This window comes from Variovorax sp. Root318D1 (assembly GCF_001424835.1).
In the GTDB taxonomy this organism is placed as follows: domain Bacteria; phylum Pseudomonadota; class Gammaproteobacteria; order Burkholderiales; family Burkholderiaceae_C; genus Variovorax.
Map to the genome: position 1 here is coordinate 697624 of NZ_LMCQ01000012.1, position 21727 is coordinate 719350.

General features: G+C 65.5%; 26 protein-coding genes. 15 read left to right on the plus strand and 11 right to left on the minus strand.

The features are described from left to right. Entirely contained in the window at nucleotides 1-618 is a 618-nt protein-coding gene (locus tag ASC78_RS13355) for a 5-formyltetrahydrofolate cyclo-ligase (RefSeq protein WP_055801840.1), read from the plus strand. 6 nt (nucleotides 619-624) lie between these two features. On the opposite strand, the gene ASC78_RS13360 is transcribed toward ASC78_RS13355, so the two are convergent. After that, complete coding sequence (locus tag ASC78_RS13360; protein ID WP_055801842.1) at nucleotides 625-1608, minus strand: LysR substrate-binding domain-containing protein; 984 nt, start codon at nucleotides 1606-1608, stop codon at nucleotides 625-627. 166 nt (nucleotides 1609-1774) lie between these two features. Here ASC78_RS13360 and ASC78_RS13365 point away from each other — a divergent pair, with 166 nt between their 5' ends. Beyond that, the gene (locus ASC78_RS13365; RefSeq protein WP_055802205.1) at nucleotides 1775-2095 is read left to right on the plus strand and encodes a DUF2917 domain-containing protein; all 321 of its coding nucleotides are present in this window, start codon (nucleotides 1775-1777) and stop codon (nucleotides 2093-2095) included. Nucleotides 2096-2146: 51 nt separating this feature from the next. Here ASC78_RS13365 and ASC78_RS13370 read toward each other — a convergent pair whose 3' ends face one another. Then, on the minus strand, nucleotides 2147-2551 hold the full coding sequence (locus tag ASC78_RS13370) for a BLUF domain-containing protein (RefSeq protein ID WP_055801845.1): 405 nt from the start codon (nucleotides 2549-2551) through the stop codon (nucleotides 2147-2149). Between the two features lie 160 nt (nucleotides 2552-2711). Here ASC78_RS13370 and ASC78_RS13375 point away from each other — a divergent pair, with 160 nt between their 5' ends. Further along, nucleotides 2712-3413, plus strand: coding sequence for a Crp/Fnr family transcriptional regulator (locus ASC78_RS13375; protein WP_235505079.1), 702 nt, complete (start codon nucleotides 2712-2714; stop codon nucleotides 3411-3413). A 16-nt stretch (nucleotides 3414-3429) separates the two neighbouring features. On the opposite strand, the gene ASC78_RS13380 is transcribed toward ASC78_RS13375, so the two are convergent. Next, the gene (locus ASC78_RS13380; RefSeq protein ID WP_235505080.1) at nucleotides 3430-4317 is read right to left on the minus strand and encodes a DUF6279 family lipoprotein; all 888 of its coding nucleotides are present in this window, start codon (nucleotides 4315-4317) and stop codon (nucleotides 3430-3432) included. Between ASC78_RS13380 and glmU the strand changes: the two genes are divergently transcribed. Next, nucleotides 4316-5749 (plus strand): bifunctional UDP-N-acetylglucosamine diphosphorylase/glucosamine-1-phosphate N-acetyltransferase GlmU, encoded by a 1434-nt coding sequence (gene glmU, locus ASC78_RS13385; RefSeq protein ID WP_055801850.1) that lies wholly within the window; start codon nucleotides 4316-4318, stop codon nucleotides 5747-5749. The two genes, ASC78_RS13380 and glmU, sit on opposite strands and share 2 nt — an antisense overlap. A 26-nt stretch (nucleotides 5750-5775) precedes the next feature. On the opposite strand, the gene ASC78_RS13390 is transcribed toward glmU, so the two are convergent. After that, nucleotides 5776-6261 (minus strand): Lrp/AsnC family transcriptional regulator, encoded by a 486-nt coding sequence (locus ASC78_RS13390; protein WP_055801852.1) that lies wholly within the window; start codon nucleotides 6259-6261, stop codon nucleotides 5776-5778. Between the two features lie 138 nt (nucleotides 6262-6399). Here ASC78_RS13390 and glmS point away from each other — a divergent pair, with 138 nt between their 5' ends. Further along, nucleotides 6400-8280 (plus strand): glutamine--fructose-6-phosphate transaminase (isomerizing), encoded by a 1881-nt coding sequence (glmS, locus tag ASC78_RS13395; RefSeq protein ID WP_055801855.1) that lies wholly within the window; start codon nucleotides 6400-6402, stop codon nucleotides 8278-8280. 112 nt (nucleotides 8281-8392) lie between these two features. Further along, nucleotides 8393-8818 carry a DUF6766 family protein gene (locus tag ASC78_RS13400; protein ID WP_055801860.1) on the plus strand — a complete coding sequence of 142 codons (426 nt, stop codon included), beginning with the start codon at nucleotides 8393-8395 and terminating at the stop codon, nucleotides 8816-8818. An 81-nt stretch (nucleotides 8819-8899) separates the two neighbouring features. Here the strand turns inward: ASC78_RS13400 and ASC78_RS13405 are convergent, their stop codons facing one another. Both ASC78_RS13405 and ASC78_RS13410 read right to left on the minus strand, forming a co-directional pair. Continuing rightward, nucleotides 8900-9190: a DUF1330 domain-containing protein gene (locus ASC78_RS13405; RefSeq protein WP_055801861.1), complete on the minus strand. Its 291-nt coding sequence runs from the start codon at nucleotides 9188-9190 to the stop codon at nucleotides 8900-8902. 65 nt (nucleotides 9191-9255) lie between these two features. Next, nucleotides 9256-11043: a SulP family inorganic anion transporter gene (locus ASC78_RS13410; protein WP_055801864.1), complete on the minus strand. Its 1788-nt coding sequence runs from the start codon at nucleotides 11041-11043 to the stop codon at nucleotides 9256-9258. A 197-nt stretch (nucleotides 11044-11240) separates the two neighbouring features. On the opposite strand from ASC78_RS13410, the gene ASC78_RS27050 reads away from it, so the two are divergent. The 3 genes from ASC78_RS27050 to ASC78_RS13435 all read left to right on the plus strand — a co-directional run bounded on the left by ASC78_RS27050 (nucleotide 11241) and on the right by ASC78_RS13435 (nucleotide 14013). Then, entirely contained in the window at nucleotides 11241-12038 is a 798-nt protein-coding gene (locus ASC78_RS27050) for a hypothetical protein (protein WP_235505081.1), read from the plus strand. 95 nt (nucleotides 12039-12133) lie between these two features. After that, nucleotides 12134-13057 (plus strand): DUF3616 domain-containing protein, encoded by a 924-nt coding sequence (locus tag ASC78_RS13425; protein ID WP_055801872.1) that lies wholly within the window; start codon nucleotides 12134-12136, stop codon nucleotides 13055-13057. A 455-nt stretch (nucleotides 13058-13512) separates the two neighbouring features. Beyond that, the gene (locus ASC78_RS13435; RefSeq protein ID WP_055801879.1) at nucleotides 13513-14013 is read left to right on the plus strand and encodes a protein-tyrosine-phosphatase; all 501 of its coding nucleotides are present in this window, start codon (nucleotides 13513-13515) and stop codon (nucleotides 14011-14013) included. A 12-nt stretch (nucleotides 14014-14025) separates the two neighbouring features. Here the strand turns inward: ASC78_RS13435 and ASC78_RS13440 are convergent, their stop codons facing one another. Both ASC78_RS13440 and ASC78_RS13445 read right to left on the minus strand, forming a co-directional pair. Then, nucleotides 14026-14337 carry a hypothetical protein gene (locus tag ASC78_RS13440; RefSeq protein ID WP_055801882.1) on the minus strand — a complete coding sequence of 104 codons (312 nt, stop codon included), beginning with the start codon at nucleotides 14335-14337 and terminating at the stop codon, nucleotides 14026-14028. 116 nt (nucleotides 14338-14453) lie between these two features. Next, nucleotides 14454-14723, minus strand: a complete 270-nt coding sequence (locus ASC78_RS13445; RefSeq protein ID WP_055801885.1) for a helix-turn-helix domain-containing protein — start codon at nucleotides 14721-14723, stop codon at nucleotides 14454-14456. Between the two features lie 30 nt (nucleotides 14724-14753). On the opposite strand from ASC78_RS13445, the gene ASC78_RS13450 reads away from it, so the two are divergent. The 5 genes from ASC78_RS13450 to ASC78_RS13470 all read left to right on the plus strand — a co-directional run bounded on the left by ASC78_RS13450 (nucleotide 14754) and on the right by ASC78_RS13470 (nucleotide 19110). After that, complete coding sequence (locus ASC78_RS13450; RefSeq protein WP_055801888.1) at nucleotides 14754-15032, plus strand: GIY-YIG nuclease family protein; 279 nt, start codon at nucleotides 14754-14756, stop codon at nucleotides 15030-15032. A 128-nt stretch (nucleotides 15033-15160) separates the two neighbouring features. Continuing rightward, nucleotides 15161-16402 (plus strand): 3-methyl-2-oxobutanoate dehydrogenase (2-methylpropanoyl-transferring) subunit alpha, encoded by a 1242-nt coding sequence (locus ASC78_RS13455; protein WP_055802209.1) that lies wholly within the window; start codon nucleotides 15161-15163, stop codon nucleotides 16400-16402. Nucleotides 16403-16407: 5 nt separating this feature from the next. Then, entirely contained in the window at nucleotides 16408-17421 is a 1014-nt protein-coding gene (locus tag ASC78_RS13460) for an alpha-ketoacid dehydrogenase subunit beta (protein WP_055802212.1), read from the plus strand. Then, entirely contained in the window at nucleotides 17422-18660 is a 1239-nt protein-coding gene (locus ASC78_RS13465; RefSeq protein WP_055801892.1) for a dihydrolipoamide acetyltransferase family protein, read from the plus strand. Between the two features lie 57 nt (nucleotides 18661-18717). Further along, nucleotides 18718-19110 carry a hypothetical protein gene (locus ASC78_RS13470; protein WP_055801895.1) on the plus strand — a complete coding sequence of 131 codons (393 nt, stop codon included), beginning with the start codon at nucleotides 18718-18720 and terminating at the stop codon, nucleotides 19108-19110. Between the two features lie 31 nt (nucleotides 19111-19141). Here ASC78_RS13470 and ASC78_RS13475 read toward each other — a convergent pair whose 3' ends face one another. The 3 genes from ASC78_RS13475 to ASC78_RS13485 all read right to left on the minus strand — a co-directional run bounded on the left by ASC78_RS13475 (nucleotide 19142) and on the right by ASC78_RS13485 (nucleotide 20550). Further along, nucleotides 19142-19471: a four-helix bundle copper-binding protein gene (locus tag ASC78_RS13475; RefSeq protein ID WP_055801898.1), complete on the minus strand. Its 330-nt coding sequence runs from the start codon at nucleotides 19469-19471 to the stop codon at nucleotides 19142-19144. Nucleotides 19472-19621: 150 nt separating this feature from the next. Continuing rightward, a complete protein-coding gene (locus ASC78_RS13480; RefSeq protein ID WP_055801901.1) occupies nucleotides 19622-20182 on the minus strand; it encodes a DUF4142 domain-containing protein in 561 nt (186 codons plus the stop codon). A 149-nt stretch (nucleotides 20183-20331) separates the two neighbouring features. Beyond that, on the minus strand, nucleotides 20332-20550 hold the full coding sequence (locus ASC78_RS13485) for a hypothetical protein (RefSeq protein ID WP_157634442.1): 219 nt from the start codon (nucleotides 20548-20550) through the stop codon (nucleotides 20332-20334). A 239-nt stretch (nucleotides 20551-20789) separates the two neighbouring features. On the opposite strand from ASC78_RS13485, the gene ASC78_RS13490 reads away from it, so the two are divergent. Continuing rightward, nucleotides 20790-21707: a manganese catalase family protein gene (locus tag ASC78_RS13490; RefSeq protein ID WP_055801906.1), complete on the plus strand. Its 918-nt coding sequence runs from the start codon at nucleotides 20790-20792 to the stop codon at nucleotides 21705-21707. Nucleotides 21708-21727 lie beyond the last annotated feature (20 nt).

Here is a 21727-nt window from a genome sequence, read left to right on the forward strand (position 1 = left end):
ATGGACAAGTCAAAGGATGCCGACACCTCGGCGACCACGGGTTTTCTCAAGGATCAGGTGCGAAAAGCGCTGATCGAGCAGCGCCTGGCCATGCCTGACCGGCTCGCCAGGGCCGACCTGCTGCAGCGGGTGATGCGGATCTGGCTGGTCGGCCGGCCCGAAACCGTGATTGGTGCCTACTGGCCGATCAAGGGCGAGTTCGATCCGCTCCCCGCCTTGCACCGCTGGAAGGAAGACGGCGAGCTGATTGATGAGCCGCAGCGCCGCCGCATCGGGCTGCCGGTGATGAACAAGGTGCACAAGACGCTGACCTTCCATGCCTGGTACCCCGGCTGCCAGATGGAGGAAGACGCGTATGGCATTCCCAAGCCCAAGGACACCGAACTGATCGTGCCTACGCTGCTGTTCGTGCCTTGCGTGGGCTACAGCGCTGGCGGCTACCGGCTGGGCTATGGCGGCGGCTTCTACGACCGCACGCTGGCGGCGCTGGAGCCACGCCCCTTCACCGTGGGACTCGGATTCACCAACGGCTTTCTCGAGGATTTCGAGCCGGGGCCGCACGACCTGCCGCTCGACGCGATCTTGAACGACAACGGCGTGGTCTGGCCAATGTCTTGACCGGCCTCAGTCGATGTTGTCGACCGTGTCCGGGTCGGGCACCTCGCCGATGGTCTCGCGCGTGGTGACGGCCTGGGACTGCAGCCAGTCCCAGAAAGCCTTGATTTCCGGCCGCAGCGCATTGCGCGGCCCGGCGATGAGCCAGTAGCCCATCGGCGAATCCATGCGGTGCTGCGGCAGCACCTCGACCAAGTCGCCGTTCGCCAGGCTTTCGGCGATGAGCGAACTGCGCGCCAGCGTCACGCCTTGGCCGGTGAGCGCGGCCTGCACCATCTGGTAAGCGTAGTTGAAATAGAGCCAGCGCTTGGGCTGCGCCCGTTCCAGGCCATTCACTTCGAACCAGCGCCGCCAGGTCAGCCATTCGAGGTGCGTGCGGTGCGCGTCGCCGGCCTCGATCAGCGTGAAACGGGCGATGTCGGCAGGGGTCTTGATGGGCGGGCTGCTCTTCAATAGCCAGGGGCTCGCCACCGGCGTAAGCGTTTCGCCGAAAAGGCGCACCGCCGTGGCCGGCATGGCTTCGCGCGGGCCGTAGCGCAGGGCAATGTCGACGTCGGCCACGTCCAGGTCGACCGCCACGTCGCTGGCATCAATGCGGATGTCGATCTCGGGGTTGTCGCGCTGGAAGGCCTCGAGCCTCGGGATGAGCCACATCGATGCAAAAGACGCAAAGGTGGTGAGCGACACGCTCTTGCGCCCGGCGCTCTGGCGAATCTGGCGCACGGCCGTATCGATGCGCGGCAGCGACTGCTGCACCGCGAGCAGCAGCTGCGCCCCCGCACTCGTGAGCTCCACCGCGCGCGTGTGGCGCAGGAACAGCGACACGCCCACTTCTTCCTCGAGAGACTGGATCTGGCGGCTCACGGCCGACTGCGTGAGTGCCATTTCTTCAGCGGCGGCCCGGAAGTTCAGGTGCCGGGCCACGGCCTCGAAGGCACGCAGGTGGCCGGCCGAAATGGGCCGGGAGCGCAGGTGGGTCTGGGAATGCTGCATGGATGAAGGCGTGGGCGGCCTCGGTTTCGATTGATGCGGATTCGGAATCAGTAGGCTACCTCGTTTTCATTGGACTGCCAACGGCACAAAAACGATCATTCATTCCCGAACTGCGCTATTGCCTCCGTCTGTGCCATCGCAATTCGGCAACGCCAAGGAGTTTCATATGTCTACCGCTGTCTGCACCAACCAATCGCTCGCCACCCTCGCGCCCGCCGCCCGTACCGCTACCGCCGTTCCGCCGGCCGTGCGCCGCGGTGCCTGGCAGATTGCGCCCGGCGAGGCGATGAGCCTGAAGGCGCGGTCGGCCAGCGTGCTGAAGGTCAAGCAGGGCCGCGTCTGGATCACGCCGGACGCCACCTCGGCCGCCCCCAGCGAAGACCTGGTGCTGGCACCGGGCGAGTCGATGACCGTGGCCGCCGGCCAGCGCATCGTCATGGAAGCGTGGGACGGCTACGGCGCCACCTACTCGTGGGATCCGGCCTGAGCGCCTGGTTTCCCACAGACGGAAAGGCGGCTTCGGCCGCCTTTTTTGTTTTTAGGCGTTGATGTCGAAGCTGGGCTGCAGCGCCAGGAAATGCTTGAGCGCGGCTTCACCCTCCAATGCATGCACGCCGGCCATGAGGTCCGGACCCTCGCTTTCGGCCAGACCCATGCCAAAGCCCGAGTAGCGGCGGGCTGCCAGGGGCCCGCGATAGACAACCCTCACGCTCGTGTGCCTGGGATCCTGCGCGATGCGTTCCATCAAGGTTTCCACGGCGCGCTGCGGCCCTTCCAGGTGCTGGCAGAAGCGCATGCCGTCGAAAACGAGCAGGCCGGTGATGCTGTGCTGGGCATTGCGCGCGCGGGCCTGGGTCACGATCGAGCCGACCGTGGCTGGCGGCAGGTCCTGCGTGAGCATGCTGCAATAAAAGACTTCGTGGAGAGCTGGTTCTTCTGTCATTGCGAACGAGGGCGGAAAACGTGCGAAGTGTATGAAGCTCCCGCCCCCTGCGAAATGTAAAAAGACACAGGCGAAAAGCCTATAGTGGTGCGTGAAATTCGAGGACTATCTGCCTACAGCGTCGCCGCCTCAGGGCCCGAATCCCTGCGACGACTGTGCCTTGCGCCAGCTCGAAGCCTTCCTGCCGGCTTCGGAGGAAGAACTGAAGACCATCGAGTCTTTCCGCGTTGGTTCCCGCCGTGTTCCGGCCGGCGGCGCGATCATCGAGGAGCATCGGCCGAGCGCGCAGCTGTTCACGCTTTATGCAGGATGGGCGTTTCGCTACAAGACGCTGGGCGATGGGCGTCGCCAGATCCTCAACTTCCTGCTTCCCGGCGATTTCATCGGCCTGCAGGACGAGTTTGCCGACGGCCAGACGCACGGCGTGGAGGCCGTGACCGACACCACGCTCTGCGCGTTTTCGCGCGACAAGCTCTGGGAGCTGTTCCATGCCCAGCCCAGACTGGGCTACGCCATCACCTGGCTTGCCGCCCGCGAGGAAAAGCTGGTCGACGACAACCTGGTGACCGCCGGCCGGCGCAACGCAAGCGAGCGCGTGGCCATGCTGTTGATGCACCTCTACCGCCGGGCCCAGCGCGTGGGGATGGAACGCGATGGCTGGGTGGAGTTTCCGTTCAACCAGCAGCACCTGGCCGACGCATTGGGCCTCTCGCTCGTGCATACCAACAAGACACTGCGAAGGCTGCAGAACCTCGGGCTCTACAAGCTCGATGCAGGATGGCTGCGCATTCTGGAGCCGCGCGCGCTCGAAACGCTGGGCGACTATTTCGAGCGTCCCCTGCGGCCGACGCCGCTCATCTAGCGGCGCGGCTTCGCATTCATCGTGCAGCCGCCAGCTGCCGCACATCGTCCTCATAGGCCTGCAGCCGCCGCACCGCCCGTTCGCGCTGGCTGGCGCTGGTGGTGTTGTGCAGAGCCGCCAGGTTGCGGCAGCCTTCCTGCAGCAGGGCCTGCTGTTGATCGCGACCAGGCCCAGGAGGCGGGGCGGCGACGCGCATCACCCAGGCATGAATGGCGGCGCGCGCTTCGGCCGCCGACGGCCGGCTGGCGTTAAGGCGGCGCAGCATTTCAAGCGTCTGCTGCTGGCCCCTGCGGCGCCCGGCATCGATCACCCGCGGGTCGAACCCCGATTGCGCCACCTGCCGCCGAACCAAGTCGCGCTGCTCCGGGGTGAGCCGGCCGTAGAAATCTTCCAGGCGATCGAGGTATTTTTCGTAGCGTTTCTCCTGGACCTCGGCAGCGCTGCGGTCGAGCCATTTCTTGCGGTATTCGGCGTTGACCTTGGCGTACTTGCGCTCCAGCTGCAGCAACTGGGCCTCGCCCAGACTCAGGGCCAGCTCGGTGCCCGCCGTCTCTGCGCGCTCGGCCACGGCCAGCAGGCGCTCGCGGATCTGGTCCGCCATGCGGCAGGCCTGTGCCGCGGTCACGTCGCCCGGTGCCATTGCTTGCGCTTCCTGCAGCAGGCTGGCCACGCGGGGAAGCTCGTTCTGGCGGTGCCAGGCCTGAAGTTGCGCGAGTTCGTCGCGCACCTTGGGCGTTTGCGACCCGTCGAAGTCGAGGTAGCCGTCCAGCCACCAATAGCTCACCTCGGGAAGATTGTTGTAGGCCAGCTTGACCGCACTGCATGCCCCGAGCGCGGCGGCCACCAGCAGCACGCCGATAATTCGCGCCAAGTTGGCGCCACTCATTCGGGTAGAAAGAAGCATGAATCAGATTCCGCAGGACAACCAAGGACCCATCGACGTCGTCATCATGGCGGCCGGCAAAGGCACGCGCATGAAGAGCCGGTTGCCCAAAGTGTTGCATCGATTGGCCGGGCGTGCACTGCTTGCGCACGTGACCGACACTGCCGCACGCATCGGCGCCCGCCACGTGGTCGTGGTCACCGGCCATGGCGCAGCCGAGGTCGAGGCCGCCATGTCCGCCAGCGCGTTGGGTGCCGGCTTGCAGTTTGCGCGGCAGGAGCCGCAGCTTGGCACCGGCCATGCGGTGCAGCAGGCGGTTCCGCTCCTGCCCGACGACGGCACGGTGCTGGTGTTGTCGGGCGACGTGCCGCTCATCGGCGAGGAAACGCTGCGCGCACTGATCGCCGCCAGCGCGGGTGAGCGGCTCGCGCTCCTGACTATCGAGTTCGACGATCCTTCGGGCTACGGGCGCATCGTCCGCGCCGAAGGGCAGGGCGACGCCGGCGAAGTCACGGCCATCGTCGAGCAGAAAGACGCCACCGAGGCGCAGCGCCAGATCCGCGAGATCTACAGCGGCGTGATGGCCGTGCCTGCCGGCCGGCTCAAGGGCTGGCTCGCGCGGCTGGACAACCGCAACGCGCAGGGCGAGTACTACCTCACCGACATCGTCAAGCTGGCCGCCGCCGACAGCGTGCCCGTGGTTGCGCATGTGATCGGCGATGCGCTCCAGGTGGCCGGCATCAACAGCCCCGCGCAACTGGCGTCGCTCGAGCGGGCGTGGCAGCTGCGCCAGGCCGATGCGCTGATGGCGCAAGGCGTGCGGCTCGCCGACCCGGCGCGCTTCGACGTGCGCGGCACGTTGGCCTGCGAGGCCGACGTCGAGATCGACGTCAACTGCCTGTTCGAGGGCGCGGTGTACCTGGGCGAAGGCGTGCGCATTGGCGCGAACTGCGTGATTGCCAATGCACGCATCGAAGCGGGTGCGGTGATCCATCCCTTCACCCACATCGACGGCGAGAAGGCCGGCGTGACCGTGGGCGAAAGGTCGCTCGTCGGCCCCTTCGCCCGGCTGCGGCCCGGCGCCCAACTGGGTGCCGAGGTGCACATCGGCAACTTCGTCGAAGTCAAGAACTCGACGTTGGCCGACGGCGCCAAGGCCAATCACCTGGCCTACCTGGGCGATGCGAGCGTGGGCCAGCGCGTCAACTACGGCGCCGGCAGCATCACCGCCAACTACGACGGCGCCAACAAGCATCGCACGGTCATCGAGGACGATGTGCACGTGGGCAGCAACTGCGTGCTGGTGGCGCCCGTCACCATCGGCGCGGGCGGCACCATCGGCGGTGGCTCCACGGTCAACAAGTCGACCCAGCCCGGGGCGCTCACCGTGGCGCGCGGCAAGCAGGTGAGCTTTCCGAATTGGAAGCGCCCGCAGAAGACGCCCAAGGCCTGAACGCCTGAAGCAGGCAAGCTGCGCGCTCAGGGCGCGAGCGGCACCTTGGGATCGAACTTCGCGCGCTTGAGGCTGAAAAAAGCCTTCACGTTGCGCACGTTGGCATCGGCGGTAAAGAGCCGCTGCGCCAGCGCGCCGTAGTCCGGCATGTCGCGGGCGGCCACCACCAGCACGAAATCCGGTCCCGGCGAGACGCGCCAGCACTGCTGAACGGCGTCGTCGGCGATCACGCGCGTCTCGAAGGCATCGAGCGCGGCGGCGTCCTGCCGGTCCAGCGAAATCTCAATCACCGCCTGAAGCCCATGCCCCAGCACCGTCGCCAGCCGATCGGGTGAGAGCAGCGCGACCTGTCGCTCGATGAGCCCCTCTTGCCGCAGCCGCTGAACGCGGCGCAGGCAGGTGGGCGGCGAAATGCCAACGTCGGCGGCCAGGCGCTGATTGGTCTGCGAGGCGTCCTGCTGCAATGCGTCGAGCAGGCGGAGATCTATTGCATCGAGGGAAATTGATTCCATATATGAGCAAATTATGGAATAAAAAACCACGAAGGCGAGAGAGTGAAATAAAAATTCAAAATCAATGAAATTGCGAGCGCATATTTTTCACGCTGCTCTCTACCATCAGGCCTCCTCTTCATCCAAAGGCAGCTCACCATGTGTGGCATCGTCGGCGCAGCGTCCCATCGCAACATCGTTCCGGTCCTCGTCCAAGGCCTCCAGCGGCTCGAATACCGCGGCTATGACTCGTGCGGCGTGGCGGTTCATGCGGGCGGCCTGACGCGGGCGCGCACCACGTCGCGCGTGGCGGATCTCGTCACCCAGGTGCGCGAAGACCATGTGGAAGGCCTGACCGGCATCGCCCACACGCGCTGGGCAACGCATGGCGCGCCGGCCGTGCACAACGCGCACCCGCATTTCAGCCACGGCCCCGGTGCCGATGCGCAGGGCACGCGGCCCGGCCGTATCGCACTGGTGCACAACGGCATCATCGAGAACCACGAAGCCCTGCGCGCGGCGCTCGAAGCCAAGGGCTACGTGTTCGAGAGCCAGACCGACACCGAAGTCATTGCCCACCTGGTCGACAGCCTCTATGACGGCGACCTGTTCGAGGCCGTGAAGGCCGCGGTGCTGCAGCTGCACGGCGCCTATGCCATAGCCGTGATCTGCCGCGACGAGCCGCAGCGCGTGGTCGGTGCGCGCGCGGGCTCGCCGCTCATCCTGGGTGCGGGCAAGGAGGGCGGCGAGAACTTTCTCGCGAGCGATGCCATGGCGCTGGCCGGCGTGACCGACCAGATCGTGTACCTCGAAGAAGGCGATGTGATCGACGTGCAGCCCGGCAAATACTGGATCGTCGACCGCAACCACAAGCCCGTCGAGCGCCAGGTGCGCACCGTGCAAGCGCACAGCGGCGCGGCGGAGCTCGGCCCCTACCGCCATTACATGCAGAAGGAAATCTTCGAGCAGCCACGCGCCATCGGCGACACGCTCGAAGGCGTGGCCGGCATCGTGCCGGAGCTGTTCGACGGTATCGGGCAGGACGGCGCCACTGGTGCCAGTGCATACCGAGTCTTCAAGGACATCGACAAGATCCTCATCCTGGCCTGCGGCACCAGCTACTACAGCGGCTGTACCGCCAAGTACTGGCTCGAAGGCATCGCGAAGATCTCGACGCAGGTCGAGATCGCGAGCGAATACCGCTATCGCGATTCAGTGCCCGACCCGAAGACGCTGGTGGTCACCATCAGCCAGTCGGGCGAAACCGCCGACACGCTGGCCGCGCTCAAGCATGCGCGCTCGCTCGGCATGGAGCAGACGCTGACCATCTGCAACGTGGCCACCAGCGCGATGGTGCGGGAGTGCAAGCTTGCGTACATCACGCGTGCCGGCGTGGAAATTGGCGTGGCCTCGACCAAGGCCTTCACCACGCAGCTGGCCGGCCTCTTTTTGCTGACCCTGGCGATTGCGCAGAGTAAAGGCCGCCTGAGCGAAGCCGACGAGGCGCGCTACCTGAAGGAAATGCGCCACCTACCCGTTGCGCTGCAATCGGTGCTCGCTCTGGAGCCGCAGATCATCGGCTGGGCCGAAGACTTCGCGCGCAAGGACAACGCGCTGTTCCTCGGCCGCGGGCTGCACTATCCGATTGCACTGGAAGGCGCGCTCAAGCTCAAGGAAGTGACCTACATCCACGCCGAAGCCTACGCCGCCGGCGAACTCAAGCACGGCCCGCTCGCCCTCGTCACGAGCGAGATGCCCGTGGTGGCCGTGGCGCCCAACGACATGCTGCTCGAAAAGCTCAAGAGCAACCTGCAGGAAGTGCGCGCGCGCGGCGGCGTGCTCTATGTGCTGGCCGACGGCGACACGAAAATCAAGGGTGGCGAAGGCCTGCACGTGATCCGCATGCCCGAGCACTACGGCGCACTCTCGCCGCTCCTGCATGTGGTGCCGCTGCAATTGCTGGCGTACCACACGGCCTGCGCGCGCGGAACCGACGTGGACAAGCCGCGCAATCTTGCGAAGAGCGTGACCGTGGAGTGAGGGCCTCACGCCGGCGTAGGACGCTCCATCGACGCAACGCCGGCCTTCTCCTTCCCGACTGCCGTCGCCGGAGGCGCCCAATCCCCTAACCGAACGACAAGGGGGTCCGCGCATGAAGAAGAAATCGATCTGGAAGCTTTATGGCTTCGCCTGGGTCACGCTTGGCTTTTTTCTCATTTCCTTGCTCGGCCACTGGGTCTTCGGATGGTTCGCCTATGTGAACGAGCAGACGCAGTTCGGCCATCCTGTCGAGTTCGGCAATTACCTGGTCGAGATGATGCGCGACACCCTGGAGAACTGGCAGTCCGAGTTCCTGCAGCTGCTCTGGCAGGTGGGCGGCCTGGCCCTTCTGCTCTACCTGGGTTCACCGCAGTCGAAGGAAGGCGACGACCGGATGGAGGCCAAGATCGATGCCATCCTTGCCGCGGTCGATCCGAAGAACGCCGAGAAGCTGATCGACGAGATCGACCAGGAATACAGCGGGCGTCATACCGACACGCGATGGGCGGCCAAGCGCGAACTCAGCAACAAGAAGTAGTGGGCTGGACACTGCGCTTATCCGGCAGCAGTGTGCTTTCGCAGGGATCGCACAAGGTCGGGCGCCGCAGCGCGCCGTCGATCAGACGCCTTCGATGATCCGCATATCCCGCTCGACGCCGTCGCCCAGCGCCTCAAGCGCAAGCTGGTAATCGGGGCTGTCGTGCGTGGCTTTGGCCTGCTCGACGCTGTCGAACTCGATCAGTACGGTGCGTTGTTGCAAACCGTACTCGTAGACTTCGGCGGGCAGGCCGCGCGCCAGAAAGCGCCCGCCGCCTGCAGCGATCGCCGGGCCGGCCAGCTTTGCGTACGCCGCAAGTTTGTCGGCGTCCCTGACGGCGCGGTACGCGCTGACCCAATAGGCTTTTGCCATGGTGATTTCTCTCAGTTGCTGAGCGAGCAATATAGCCTGCGCTTGACGTTGGCTGCTGCCATTCGTCAGCGCTTCTCGTCCTCCCAGTCCACCCAATCCACCGCATGGGTCTCGAGATATCGGCTGACGGTGGTACCGATGGTCGGAAAGAACGCCCCATCCCCAAGCCGCTCGAAAAGCCCGAACCGCTTCAGCTTGTCCTTGACGGGGTCCTTCATCTCGGCAAAGCACAACTGAATGCCGGCCGCGTGCAGGGTTTCGATCAACTCGGCCAGCATGTCGGCGGAGGTCACGTCCACGCTGGTGATGGGTTCTGCCGCAACGACCAGCCAGCGCACTGGCGTAGGCGACGAAGCCACGGCGTCGAGCACCCGGTCGTGGAACAGTTCGGCGTTGGCGAAGAACAGCGGCGCATCCCAGCGAAACAGGACGAGGCCGGGGATAAGGCGCGCATCGGGATAGCGCGTGATGTCGTGGTAGCCCTTGACGCCGTCGGCGCGTCCCAGAACGGCGGAGTACGGGCGCCAGGCATCCCACAGGAATTCGATGACCGCAATCACGATGGCCAAGCCGATGCCTTCGACCGCGCCCAGCACCGCCACGCCGGCGGTACAAGCGATCGACAGCCAGAACTCCCAGCGCTGGATGCGATAGATTCGTCGCAGGTCGGCGACCTCGATCAGGCCGATGGCCGATGCAATCACCACCGCGGCCAGTGCGCTGGTGGGCAGGTTTTTCAGCAGGTCGGGCGCCACCACCAGCAGCAGGGCAACAGCCAGCGCGCCGACGATTCCGGTCAGCTGGGTCTTGGCGCCTGCGGCCTCGGCCACGGGGGTGCGTGACGAACTGCTGCTGACAGCAAAGCCCTGAAAAAGTCCGGCCGCCAGGTTGGCGGCGCCGAGCGCCACCATCTCCTGGTTCGGGTCGACATAGCTGCGGGTCCGTGCCGCATAGACACGAGAGAGCACGCTGGTGTCGGCGAACGAGACGAGAGCGACGGCACAACCGCCGATCAGGACTGGGACGATGTCGGCAGTGGTGATCCACGGGATAGTGAACGCAGGCAGACCTTGAGGGACCGTGCCAAGGACCGACACCCCGGCGCCTGCCGCAAGGTCCAGCACGCCAACGGCGGCGGTCGCTCCCACCACCGCGATCAGGATGCCTGGCACGCGCTTGCGGCCCTTGAGCAGCAGGATGACGGCCAGTGTGCCCGCGCCGACCATGAACGTGGTCCAGTGGGTCTTGCCATCCATCACCGCAGTAGCGATGGCTCTCAGGTTTCCCAACGGTCCGTCGCCCTCGATCGAAAAGCCGAAAAGCTTGGGCAGTTGGCTGATCAATACCGCCAGCGCGATGCCGTTCATGTAGCCGTAGCGAATCGGCTTGGAGAGAAGCTCGGTGACGAAGCCCAGGCGCGCGATGCCGGCAAGGATGCACACCGCCCCCGACACGATCGCCATCATGCCCGCAAGGGCGACCGCGCGATGCGGGTCGCCGCCAGACAATGGGAGAACGACGGCCAGAATAACGGCAGCCAACGAGGAATCCGGGCCCAGCACCAGAATCCGACTGGGTCCGAACGCGGCGTACGCGAGCAACGCAACGATGGTTGCGTAGAGGCCATAGATGCCGGGTACGCCCGACGCCTCCGCGTAGGCGATGCCGACGGGCACCAGCATCGTGGTCAGCACCAGTCCGGCAACGATGTCGTGCCGCAGCCAGGCCACCTGGTACTCGCGCAGCGTGCGCAGCCCCGGCAACCAGCGGCTCCACCCGGTCTGATCGGCCTTCGTCCGCCGCGCAATACGGCCCGGTTCCGGGAGGGGGGGCGAAGGATCCGTATTGCTCATAAGCCACTGCTGCTTGGTGGAGCGTGAAGATGCGCGCAAGGAAAGACAAGAGGAAAGATCCGGGTGCTGCCGGCGCCCCTGCTTCGACGTGATGGTCCATCGACGGACAGGCTCTTGAGAAGACTCCGATTGCGTTCAAAATAATGGTGTAAATCATTTACACCATAATCGAAATATCCTCAATGACTGACTTTGGCATGACCAACAACGAAATGACTTCCTCGCCCAGCGACGCAACCGACCCGACAGTGGTCGCTTCCGCGGTCCAGCCTCCGGCAGAGTCGACAACGCCTGCTGCACCACAGCTGCCGTCGAACCCGCCAATCGCCAAGCCGGTTGCACGCAAAAGGCCGGCGGCCAAGAAGGCGCCAGTGCGCGAACCCAAAGTAGCCGCGACGAAGAAGGCGGCCGTCAAGAAGACCGCCGCCAAGAAGGTCTCGCCTCGGAAGGCCACGCCGGCAAAACCGGTGGTTACGAAGTCCTCGGCAAAAAAGGCAGCGGTGACCAAGAAGGCTGCAGTCGCCAAGAAGGCAACGCCGACCAAAGCCGGCGCCAAGACCACCGCCGCACCCAAAGAGTTGACGTCAGTGAAGAAAGCATCCGTGAAGAAAGCATCAGTAAAGAAGACAGTTGCAAAGAAGACGGGGCCGCTGAAGGCCAAGACGGTGAAGGCCGTCGTCGCGCCGCCTCAGGTCACCCGGCCCGCTCCTCCCCGCACGGAATTGGCAACGTCTTTCCAGGCCACTTCCTCCGAGTCCGCCCGCGACGCGGCCAAGACCAAAGGCAAGCTCGTGCGAGACAGCTTCACGATGCCCCAGCAGGACTTCGGTCTGATTGCCGTCCTCAAGGATCGCGCGCTAGGTTTCAAACGCCCCGCCAAGAAGAGCGAGCTGCTGCGAGCCGGGCTGCACGCGCTTCAACAACTCACCGACACCCAACTGCGCGGTGCGCTGGACTCGCTGGCGCCGCTGAAGGCTGGGCGCCCGAAGAAGTAGGCCAACCGAAGGCCGCACGGCGTTTCTCGCGGCATCGGCGATGCCTGTGCCACGAGGGCCTGGGAAAAGCGGATAAGTGGGTTGACAATGCTTTCATGGCGCAGAAGAGACTCCCCGCTTTCCAGCCCCTGACCGGCATCTATGAGCCGTCGGCGATCCAGCAGTTGCCGGATGGGCGCTTTCTTGTGGTCGAGGACGAAAAGGGGCATCCCTTCAGTCTGGTCGTGCTCGGCGCCGACGGAAGTGTCGACAGCACCGAGCTCACTGCCGGGCTGCTTCAAATATTCAGCGACTTCTGGAAACTGGATGATCTCGAAGGACTTGCCTTGGACCGCGCAGGCTTCGTCTACGCGATCACATCGCATTCCCGAGACGACGAAGGCAACGAAAAGAAGTCACGTGAACGACTGGTCCGGTTTCGGATCGAGGGGAATCGGGTCGAGGACCCCAAAGTCGTCGACGGATTGAAGCGCGCCCTGATGGCGAAGCATCCTGAACTGGCCTCGGCAGCCCAGATCCGCGATGTCAAGACCGGTGGCGGGCTCAATATCGAAGCGTTGGAGATCGGCCCGGACCAGCAGCGGCTGCTGATCGGCTTTCGCAGCCCGTTGCGCAATGGCCGAGCGATCATCGCCAGCGTCGAGAATCCGCAAGGCCTCTTCGAGGCGGATGAGGCCCCCCGGGTGGCGGCTGATCTCGATGAGCTGGATCTGGGCGGCCACGGAATTCGTGGGTTGTCCTACGTCCCCGCCATCGGCGAGTACCTGGTCATCAGCGGGCCGATTTCGCGCGAGCCGGGCCAGTTTGCCCTCTGGCGCTGGAATGGTCAGCGAGGTGGCGCAGCGCGTCGAGTCACGGTTCCAGGTCTTCAGGGCCTGGAGCGCGCAGAAGGAGTAAGCCCGGCCGTCATCGACGGGGTCGACCGAATCATCATCGTCAGCGACGACGGGAGCCGGAAAGCAGGTCGATCTGCGAATTATCTTCTGCTGGACCTCGATCAGCTGCAAACTGCGCATTGAATCGTCGGCTCGGCAGGAGCCTCGCATCTTGCCGCCGGGCGGCCGAAGTCACATGCACGTCAGAGTGCAATGCGAGGATATGCATTGACGGTCGCGGACGCTGGTAGGGAATGCAATTTGCGCCTCGAATCCTGAGGTTCCTGATGTTCGCGGCCGTCCTTACAACAAGCCTCTGTTCTGGCTCACCCGCGCCAGGCGCGTTGCCCGGTCGGAAAACAGGGGCGCATTGGAATAGCGCAGGGTCCCGCATGTGCGGGACTCGTCGAGCTCCAGTCGCCGCACTGCGTCACGAAGCTGAAGAACATCGGCATCGTCTGCTCCGTACAAGGCCTGCATTCGCACGAGAAGGTGCTGCAGGCGAGCTTGATCCTTACTCATCGAATCGTCCTTATAGGAAAGATGGGAAAGTTGCCGGCGAGATTGAACTGCCACCCCTGCGCTAAGCTCGACTCTATATGTCAACGGCGGGCAAGGTCCGGGTCATTTTTGTTTCGAAGCGCAACTCGCTTCGCAGCGTTCTTGCACATGCATGTCTCGAACACGTCGGCGGTGAACGCTTTGCGGCCCTGTCGTGCGGCTCTCCAAAGTACCTCGCCAGCGAAATTCATCCAGCCGCGCTCGGCGCGCTGGCGAGCGCCCGGATGCGACCGCCTCTTGGAATTCCAATAAGTTGGGAGAGGTTGAAGGAACGGGGTGCCGCGAGAGCCGCGTTCATCATCACGCTGGACGAGGAGACGATCGGGGCCCAGCCGGCATGGCCGGGGCAAGCGGATACCGCACTTTGGTCGATGCCGGACGTTGCCGCATTGGGAGATCCAGAAAAGACGGCCTACGGCGCGATCCAGGCCCTCTACGCACTGCGTCGAAGACTCGAGTTGTTCGTCAACCTGCCGCTGGTCAAAGGCGACCGTGTGTCTCTCCGAGCCGATGTCCGGGATCTGGGAACCATGAGATAGGCCGGTTGGCCCTCAGTCCCACGCAGGAAGCTTCTGCAACGCATCGTTGGGACGGCCCACGATGTCGACACCCGTGATGCCGGCTCCGTCCGGCAGGAGACCGACGTCGCATACGACTTCCCAGGCATGGCTCTCGGTGCGCCTTGCAAGGCACACCTCCTCGCCGGCGGCAAGGAGGTCCTCGCATTCGCGGATGCTGATTCGCCTTGCCGCGCCGAGTGCGAATTCCGTCGAACCGAACTCCTGCTCCACAACCGGGTGAATGGCGACGAGATCGATCTTTCCGTCTTTGAAGTGAACAGCGGTAATGGCATGCTGGGACATCTAAGACCTCCTTCGTGGAGAGCCTCACGGGGCTGCGGCGGCTGCCAGCGCCAGAGGGCTCGATCACTCGACTGTACGCCTGCTGCCGCTTGCAAGCACGCGGCAAACGAACAGACTCAGGAGGTGGGCTGGTCGTCGCCAGTAAGCAGCAACTTCGTTTCGATGCCGTAGAGCGCAAGCATGCCCAGCACGTGTCCGATGGCGACGCCTGGTTCACCTGATTCGATGCGGGCGACTGTCTGGACATGCACACCCAGCCGGGCGGCCGCAGCGGCCTGGCCTTCGCCGGTATCGATGCGCGCCTGCTTGGCGGCCGCACCCATGCGCTTGATCGCGTCGAGGGCGCCGCTGTCGATGTCCGCCGAGATGCGTTTGCCTTGAGCCATCGGCAGATTGTCGCTGCACAATCCGGGCCCATGCCTTCAACCTTGCCCGACGCCGGGCCCGTGCCTTACTGGCTCTACCTCCTCGAATGCGAGGGCGGCGTGTACTACACGGGGATCGCGCTCGACGTGGAGCGCCGCTTCTTTCAGCATGTCTTCGGGCTGGGCGCCAAATTCACACGGGCGCGTCCGCCGTTGCGCGTGCTTGCCGCCCGCGCTTACCCAGACAAGGGAAGTGCGCTGCGGGCGGAGATCAAGGTCAAGGCACTGCCTCGCGCCCGGAAGCTTGCCTTCTTCGAAGCCGTGGCGTGACGCCGACCCCGTGGGGCTCGCCCGGCCCCTGCGCATGGAAAGAAATACGCGCTTGACCGACTGCGCTTTCGGCTGAAATTCGCTAGGCTTTGCTGGCGAGCGATCCCATCGAGCGCGGAGACAACGCGATGAGCCAGGGCGCATCTCTTCGTCTGCATGTGCCGGAGCCCACCGGGCGGCCGGGGCGCGAGACCGATTTTTCCTACCTCCACCTTTCGCCGGCCGGCGAGGTGCGAAAGCCTCCCGTCGACGCATTGCCAGCCGACACCGGTGATCTGGCCTTCACGCTGGTGCGCGTGCTCGACGACGAGGGCCGCGCCGTTGGCCCGTGGGTGCCGGAGGCCGACCCCGAACTGCTGCGCCGCGGCCTGCGTGCAATGATGAAAACGCGAGCCTTCGACGCCCGCATGCTCATCGCGCAGCGGCAAAAGAAGATCTCGTTCTACATCCAGTGCCTTGGCGAGGAGGCCGTTGCCACCGGCCACGCGATGGCGCTGCAGCCGGGCGACATGTGCTTTCCCACCTACCGGCAGCAGGGCCTGCTGCTGGTGCGCGACGACGTGTCGATGGTGGAGATGATCTGCGAGCTGATGTCCAACGAGCGCGATCCGCTCAAGGGCCGGCAGCTGCCGGTGTGCTATTCGATGAAGCGGGCCGGCTTCTTCTCGGTCTCGGGCAACCTGGCCACGCAGTTCATCCAGGCGGTGGGCTGGGGCATGGCCTCGGCGATCAAGGGCGACACGCGCATCGCCTCGGGATGGATCGGCGACGGCGCCACGGCCGAGTCCGACTTCCACACCGCGCTCACCTTTGCGCACGTGTACCGAGCGCCGGTGATCCTCAACGTGGTCAACAACCAATGGGCGATCTCGACCTTCCAGGCCATTGCCGGTGGCGAGGCCACCACCTTTGCGGCGCGCGGCGTGGGGTGCGGCATCGCTTCGCTGCGCGTGGACGGCAACGACTTTCTCGCGGTGCTGGCCGCCTCGCGCTGGGCCGCGGAGCGCGCTCGAAGCAACCTCGGTCCGACGCTGATCGAATGGGTGACCTACCGCGCCGGCGCGCACTCGACGTCGGACGATCCCTCGCGCTATCGGCCGGCCGACGACTGGGCGCATTTTCCGCTCGGCGATCCGATCCCGCGCCTTGCAAAACATCTCACGTCCATCGGCGCCTGGTCGCAGCAGGAGCACGACCGCACGCAAGCGGACCTGGAATTGCAGGTGAACACCGCGCTGAAGGAGGCCGAGCGCTTCGGCTCCATGGCCGATGGCCACGTCGCTGGCGCGGCGACCATGTTCGAGGACGTCTACAAGGACATGCCCGAGCACTTGAAGCGGCAGCGCGAGCAGCTGGCGTCGGAGGGATGAGCGCCATGGCTTCGATGACCATGATCCAGGCCCTGCGCTCCGCCATGGACGTGATGCTCGAGCGCGACGACGACGTGATCATCTACGGCCAGGACGTCGGCTACTTCGGCGGCGTGTTCCGCTGCACCGAAGGCCTGCAGGCCAAGTACGGCCGCTCGCGCGTGTTCGATGCGCCCATCAACGAAGGCGGCATCGTCGGCTCGGCCATCGGAATGGGTGCCTACGGCTTGCGTCCGGTGGTGGAGGTGCAGTTTGCCGACTACGTGTATCCGGCCTACGACCAGATCGTGTCCGAGGCGGCGCGCCTGCGCTACCGCTCGGCGGGCGATTTCACCGCGCCGATCACCATCCGCATGCCCTGCGGCGGCGGCATCTACGGCGGCCAGACGCACAGCCAGAGCCCCGAGGGGCTGTTCACGCACGTGTGCGGGCTGCGTACGGTGATGCCTTCCAATCCGCGCGATGCCAAGGGCCTCTTGATCGCCTCTATCGAGAACGACGACCCCGTCATTTTTCTGGAGCCCAAGCGGCTGTACAACGGCCCCTTCGACGGCCACCATGACCGGCCCTTGGTGTCATGGACCGGCCATCCACTCGGCGAAGTGCCCGAGGGCTACTACACGGTGCCGCTCGAATCGGCCACGGTGTTCCGCCCCGGCGCCGACCTGACGGTGATCAGCTACGGCACCATGGTCTTCGTCTCGGAAGCGGCCGCGAAAGAGACTGGCATCGATGCCGAGATCATCGACCTGCGCAGCCTGTGGCCGCTGGACCTGGAGACGCTCGTCGCATCGGTGAAGAAGACCGGCCGCTGCGTGATCGTGCACGAGGCCACGCGCACCAGCGGCTTCGGCGCCGAGCTGGCGGCGCTGGTGCAGGAACACTGTTTCCACCATCTGGAGGCGCCGATCGGGCGCGTGGCCGGATGGGACACGCCCTATCCGCATGCGCAGGAGTGGGCCTACTTTCCAGGCCCGGCACGGGTCGGCGCCGCATTCCGGCGCGCCATGGAGAACTGAATGGCCACGCATGCAATCAAGGTGCCTGACCTCGGCGAAGGCATCGCAGAAGTGGAACTGGTGGCGTGGCGTGTGCAGCCCGGGGACACGGTGATTGAAGACCAGGTGCTGGCCGACGTGATGACCGACAAGGCCACCGTCGAGATTCCTTCGCCGGTGGCGGGCAAGGTGCTCGCGCTCGGCGGCGAAGTGGGGCGGCAGATGGCTGTGGGGGCGGAGCTGATCCGGATCGATGTGGAGGCCAGCGGCGAGACGGAGGCGGCGCGTGCCGCGCCGGCACCAGCAGCCGCAGTCGCGTCTTCAATTGCACCTGCACCCACGCAAATGCCGACACCCGCGCCGGCCGAACGCACGCGCCCATCGTCCGCCAAGCCGCTCGCCTCGCCCGCTCTGCGCCATCGGGCCACGCTCCTTGGCATCGACCTTCAACAAGTGCCGGGCAGTGGCGAGCAAGGCCGCATCCTGCACGAGGACCTCGACACCTGGCTCGTCCGCCGGAACCGATCGATGGCGCCGACTGCGGCGCCCCCTGCCGAGCGCAACGACGAGGAGGCCGTGCCAATCACCGGGGTGCGCCGCCGCATTGCACAGCGCATGCAGGATGCGATGCGCCGCATTCCGCACTTCACCTACGTCGAGGAGATCGACGTCACCGAGCTGGAGCTGCTGCGCGCGCGCATGAATGAACGCTGGGGCGCCGAGCGCGCGCACCTGACGCTGCTCCCGCTGCTGGTGCGCGCGGTGGTGCTGGCGGTGCCGCGCTTTCCGCAGGTGAATGCCCGCTTCGACGACGAAAAGGGCGTGCTCACGCGGCACGGTGCGGTGCACGTCGGCATCGCGACGCAGACGCCGGCCGGCCTCATGGTGCCGGTGCTGCGCCACGCGGAAGCACGTGACCTCTGGTCCAGCGCAACCGAAATTGCGCGCCTGGCCGAGGCCGCGCGCGCGGGCCGGGCCACGCGCGACGAACTGAGCGGCTCCACCATCACCATCACCAGCCTCGGCGCGCTGGGCGGCATTGCTTCCACGCCGATCATCAACGCGCCCGAGGTCGCGATCGTCGGCGTCAACCGCATCGTGCAGCGCCCCGTGATGCAAGGCGGCGCGGTGGTTGCGCGCCGAATGATGAACCTGTCCTCCTCCTTCGATCATCGCGTGGTGGACGGGCAGCTCGCGGCTGAATTCATTCAGGCCGTGCGGGCTTCGCTCGAATGCCCGGCGCTGCTTTTTGTCGGATGAGCGAGGCTGCCGCGCGCTGGACGCGCAGCGTGCCGCGACAATCAAGGGTTCCTTGCAATGATTGCCCCCATGTCTCCCGATCAGTTCACCGATCCCCTCGAACCGACGCCCAACGGTCTTGCCGACCAAAGCGCAGCCAAAGCTGGTCGCCTGCGTGCGGAAGCCGACAAGCTCGAAGCGTTCTGTGTCGTGGTTCGCGCAGCTTCGGCCGCAGCCGATCACGCCGCGTTTGTCGAGGTCAGCCGCGCGGCGTCCCAGGCGCTGCATGCCAAGTTCGGCGGCGGCTCGATCACTTCGGTGTTCACGTGGTTGACCGGGCCTGCGGGAAGCGCCGCGCTGGAAAGCGTTCTTGCCGGTGAAGTGGACCTGGCCGGGCCGCTTTCCATCCAGCAGATCGTCGAAGCGATTGAGTTGGCCAAAAAGGCGGAGCTCCTGCGCCAGAAGCGCTGAGGGCGCACCGCCCGTCCGTCCGCCGCGCGGTTCAGCCGGCCATCGCGCGGCAGGCGGCCGCGCAGTCCTTGCAGGCCTTGGCGCACGCCTGGCAGTGGTCGTGCTTGTGCTTGGCGCATTCTTCGCCGCAGGCTTGGCAGATGTCGGCGCAGAGGGCACAGATGGCTTTGGCAGACTCGCTGCCGCGTGCCATGGCGGCGGCGGCAAACTGGCAGGCGGCCGCGCAGTCCATGTCGAGCGCGATGCACCTGGCCATCATCTTGACGTCGGCTTCCTTCAGGCAGGAGGCGGCGCAGTGATTGCACGCGGTCGCGCAGCCGTTGCAGGCTTCGATGCATGCGGCGAAGGTTTCATGTGGCATTGATTTCTCCTTGAATGTAGGAAAGGAGCGCATCGGCTCGTGAGATTCGACTCGTCGGCGGACACGGCCTGCTGCTCTTTCTCCGCGGTTGACTTCTTCGGACATGTCGCGTGTCGTTGACCGGGTTTCTTGCCGAAGCCGGACGGGCGATCAATGCATGGCCGCGTTGAGAGTGCGGGCCGCCTCCAGGTGCGAGCGCAGCGTCGGCAGCGTCTTGCCTGCCCAGGCGCGCAACTCGGGATCGCGGGCCTCGCGGCTCGCGCGCTCGAAGAGCGCAATGTCCGCCTGGTGGTCTTCAATGCCCACGAGCCGGATGTACGTGCGATCGAATTCGTCCTCCGTGGCTGAAGCAAGGCGGTGCAGCTTGGCGTGCTTGCCGCGCGGCAGCACGCCGGGGAGCCTCATTCCCCTGTCGCGAACCAGCGCCATGAGTTCGTTGCGGGCCCGGGTGTGGTGGTCGACGAGCATCTGCGCATAGCTTCGCACCTGAGGGCTGGCCGCGCGGTACATGGCCATGCGCGACGCCTGGATCTCGTACCGGCCGTTGCCCGCCGCCGCAGTGATGAACTGCGGGTCCAGAAGGCCGCCCGTTCGCGCGGCGGTCGTTGCACCGGCCCGCGCAACGGGCGCCGGCGGGGCGGCGCACCCCGCGGCGAGCGCCACCATGCCTACGAGCGTGACGGCGCGCAGAAGCGGTTCGAGCGATTTCATGATTCTCCTTGCCGGTCCGCAAGCGGACCTTCGCCTCGGCGACACAGGAAAAATCTATGCCGGGCACGCCGCGTGCCCTGTCGGACGGTAGCTGCACCTGTGGCCTGATAACCACTCGTTGCCGCCGCCCTTCACCGCGCCAGCGCATCTCAAGGATTGCGGCGCTTCAAAAAGCCGGGTGCGTTCTCGCCCTTGCCGGGTTGCGCTTCGTCGTCGACCGTGCCTTCCGGGTGGGCGGACTCATCCAGTTCGACGGACTCATCCAGTTCGAGATCCTTCGCGCGCACCTCGGCCTCGAGTGGAAGTCCCGACGCCGGCTGGCGCGTCACCGGATCCGCTGGCGTGGCGGATGTAGGTTTGCGAGTCATGCTGGTGCTCCTATGTAGATCGCCAGGGGCCATGGTCTGCTGCAGGGCTGCAGGGGCACATCGGACGGCAAGAGCACGCGGTGCAGGCGATGTCCTGCGCGGCCGGATGGAGACGGAATCAACCTACAGCACCATGGGATGCATACCGAGTTCGGCGTGCAGCGCGGCCCGCACCATGGAAGCTGTTTTCTCGTTTCTCCCTTCATTCATCTCCACTTTTCTTGCCGAAGGAGCCACGCATGTTCTCCCACAACAAGCGACTGCAGTACACCGTGCGCGTCAGCGAGACCAATCCCGGTCTCGCCAATCTCATGCTCGAGCAGTTCGGCGGCCCGCAGGGCGAGCTGGCCGCGGCCTGCCGCTATTTCACACAGGCCGTGGGCGAGGACGATCCGGGCCGCAAGGACATGCTGTTCGACATTGCTACCGAGGAACTGAGCCACCTGGAAGTCATCGGCACCATCGTGGCCATGCTCAACAAGGGCGCCAAGGGGCGCCTTGCCGAAGGCGTCGATGCGGAGGCGGAAGCCTTTCGCACCATCACCGGCGCGGGCAACGACAGCCACGTGACGCAGGTGCTCTATGGCGGCGGCCCGGCCCTCGTCAACTCGGCCGGCGTGCCCTGGACGGCCGCCTACATCGACACCATCGGCGAGCCCACGGCCGACCTGCGCTCCAACATCGCGGCCGAGGCGCGCGCCAAGATCATCTACGAGCGGCTGATCAACCTCACGGACGATCCGGGCGTGAAAGAGGCGCTGGGCTTTCTCATGACGCGCGAGATCGCGCACCAGAAGTCGTTCGAGAAGGCGCTCTACGCCATCCAGCCGAACTTCCCGCCGGGCAAGCTGCCCGGCATGCCCGAGTTCACGAAGGTCTACTTCGACCTGTCCAAGGACGGCGAGGTGCGCGGCCCGTGGAATCAGGGCGAAAAATGGGAATACGTCGACGACCCCGAGCAGCAAATGGCGGTGGATGGCGACACCGGCGAACCTTCGGTGCAACTCAGCGCCGAAGAACAGGCCGCTGTGGAGGCCATGGCTGTCAGGACAGCGTCCGACCCGGCCAGCAATCCGCCGACCGGCGCCGAACTGGGCATGTCCGACGATGCCATCCTCGACGAACTGGCCACCCAGTTGGGCAAGCCCGCTGTGTAGTCGCCCGAGCAAAGGCCAAT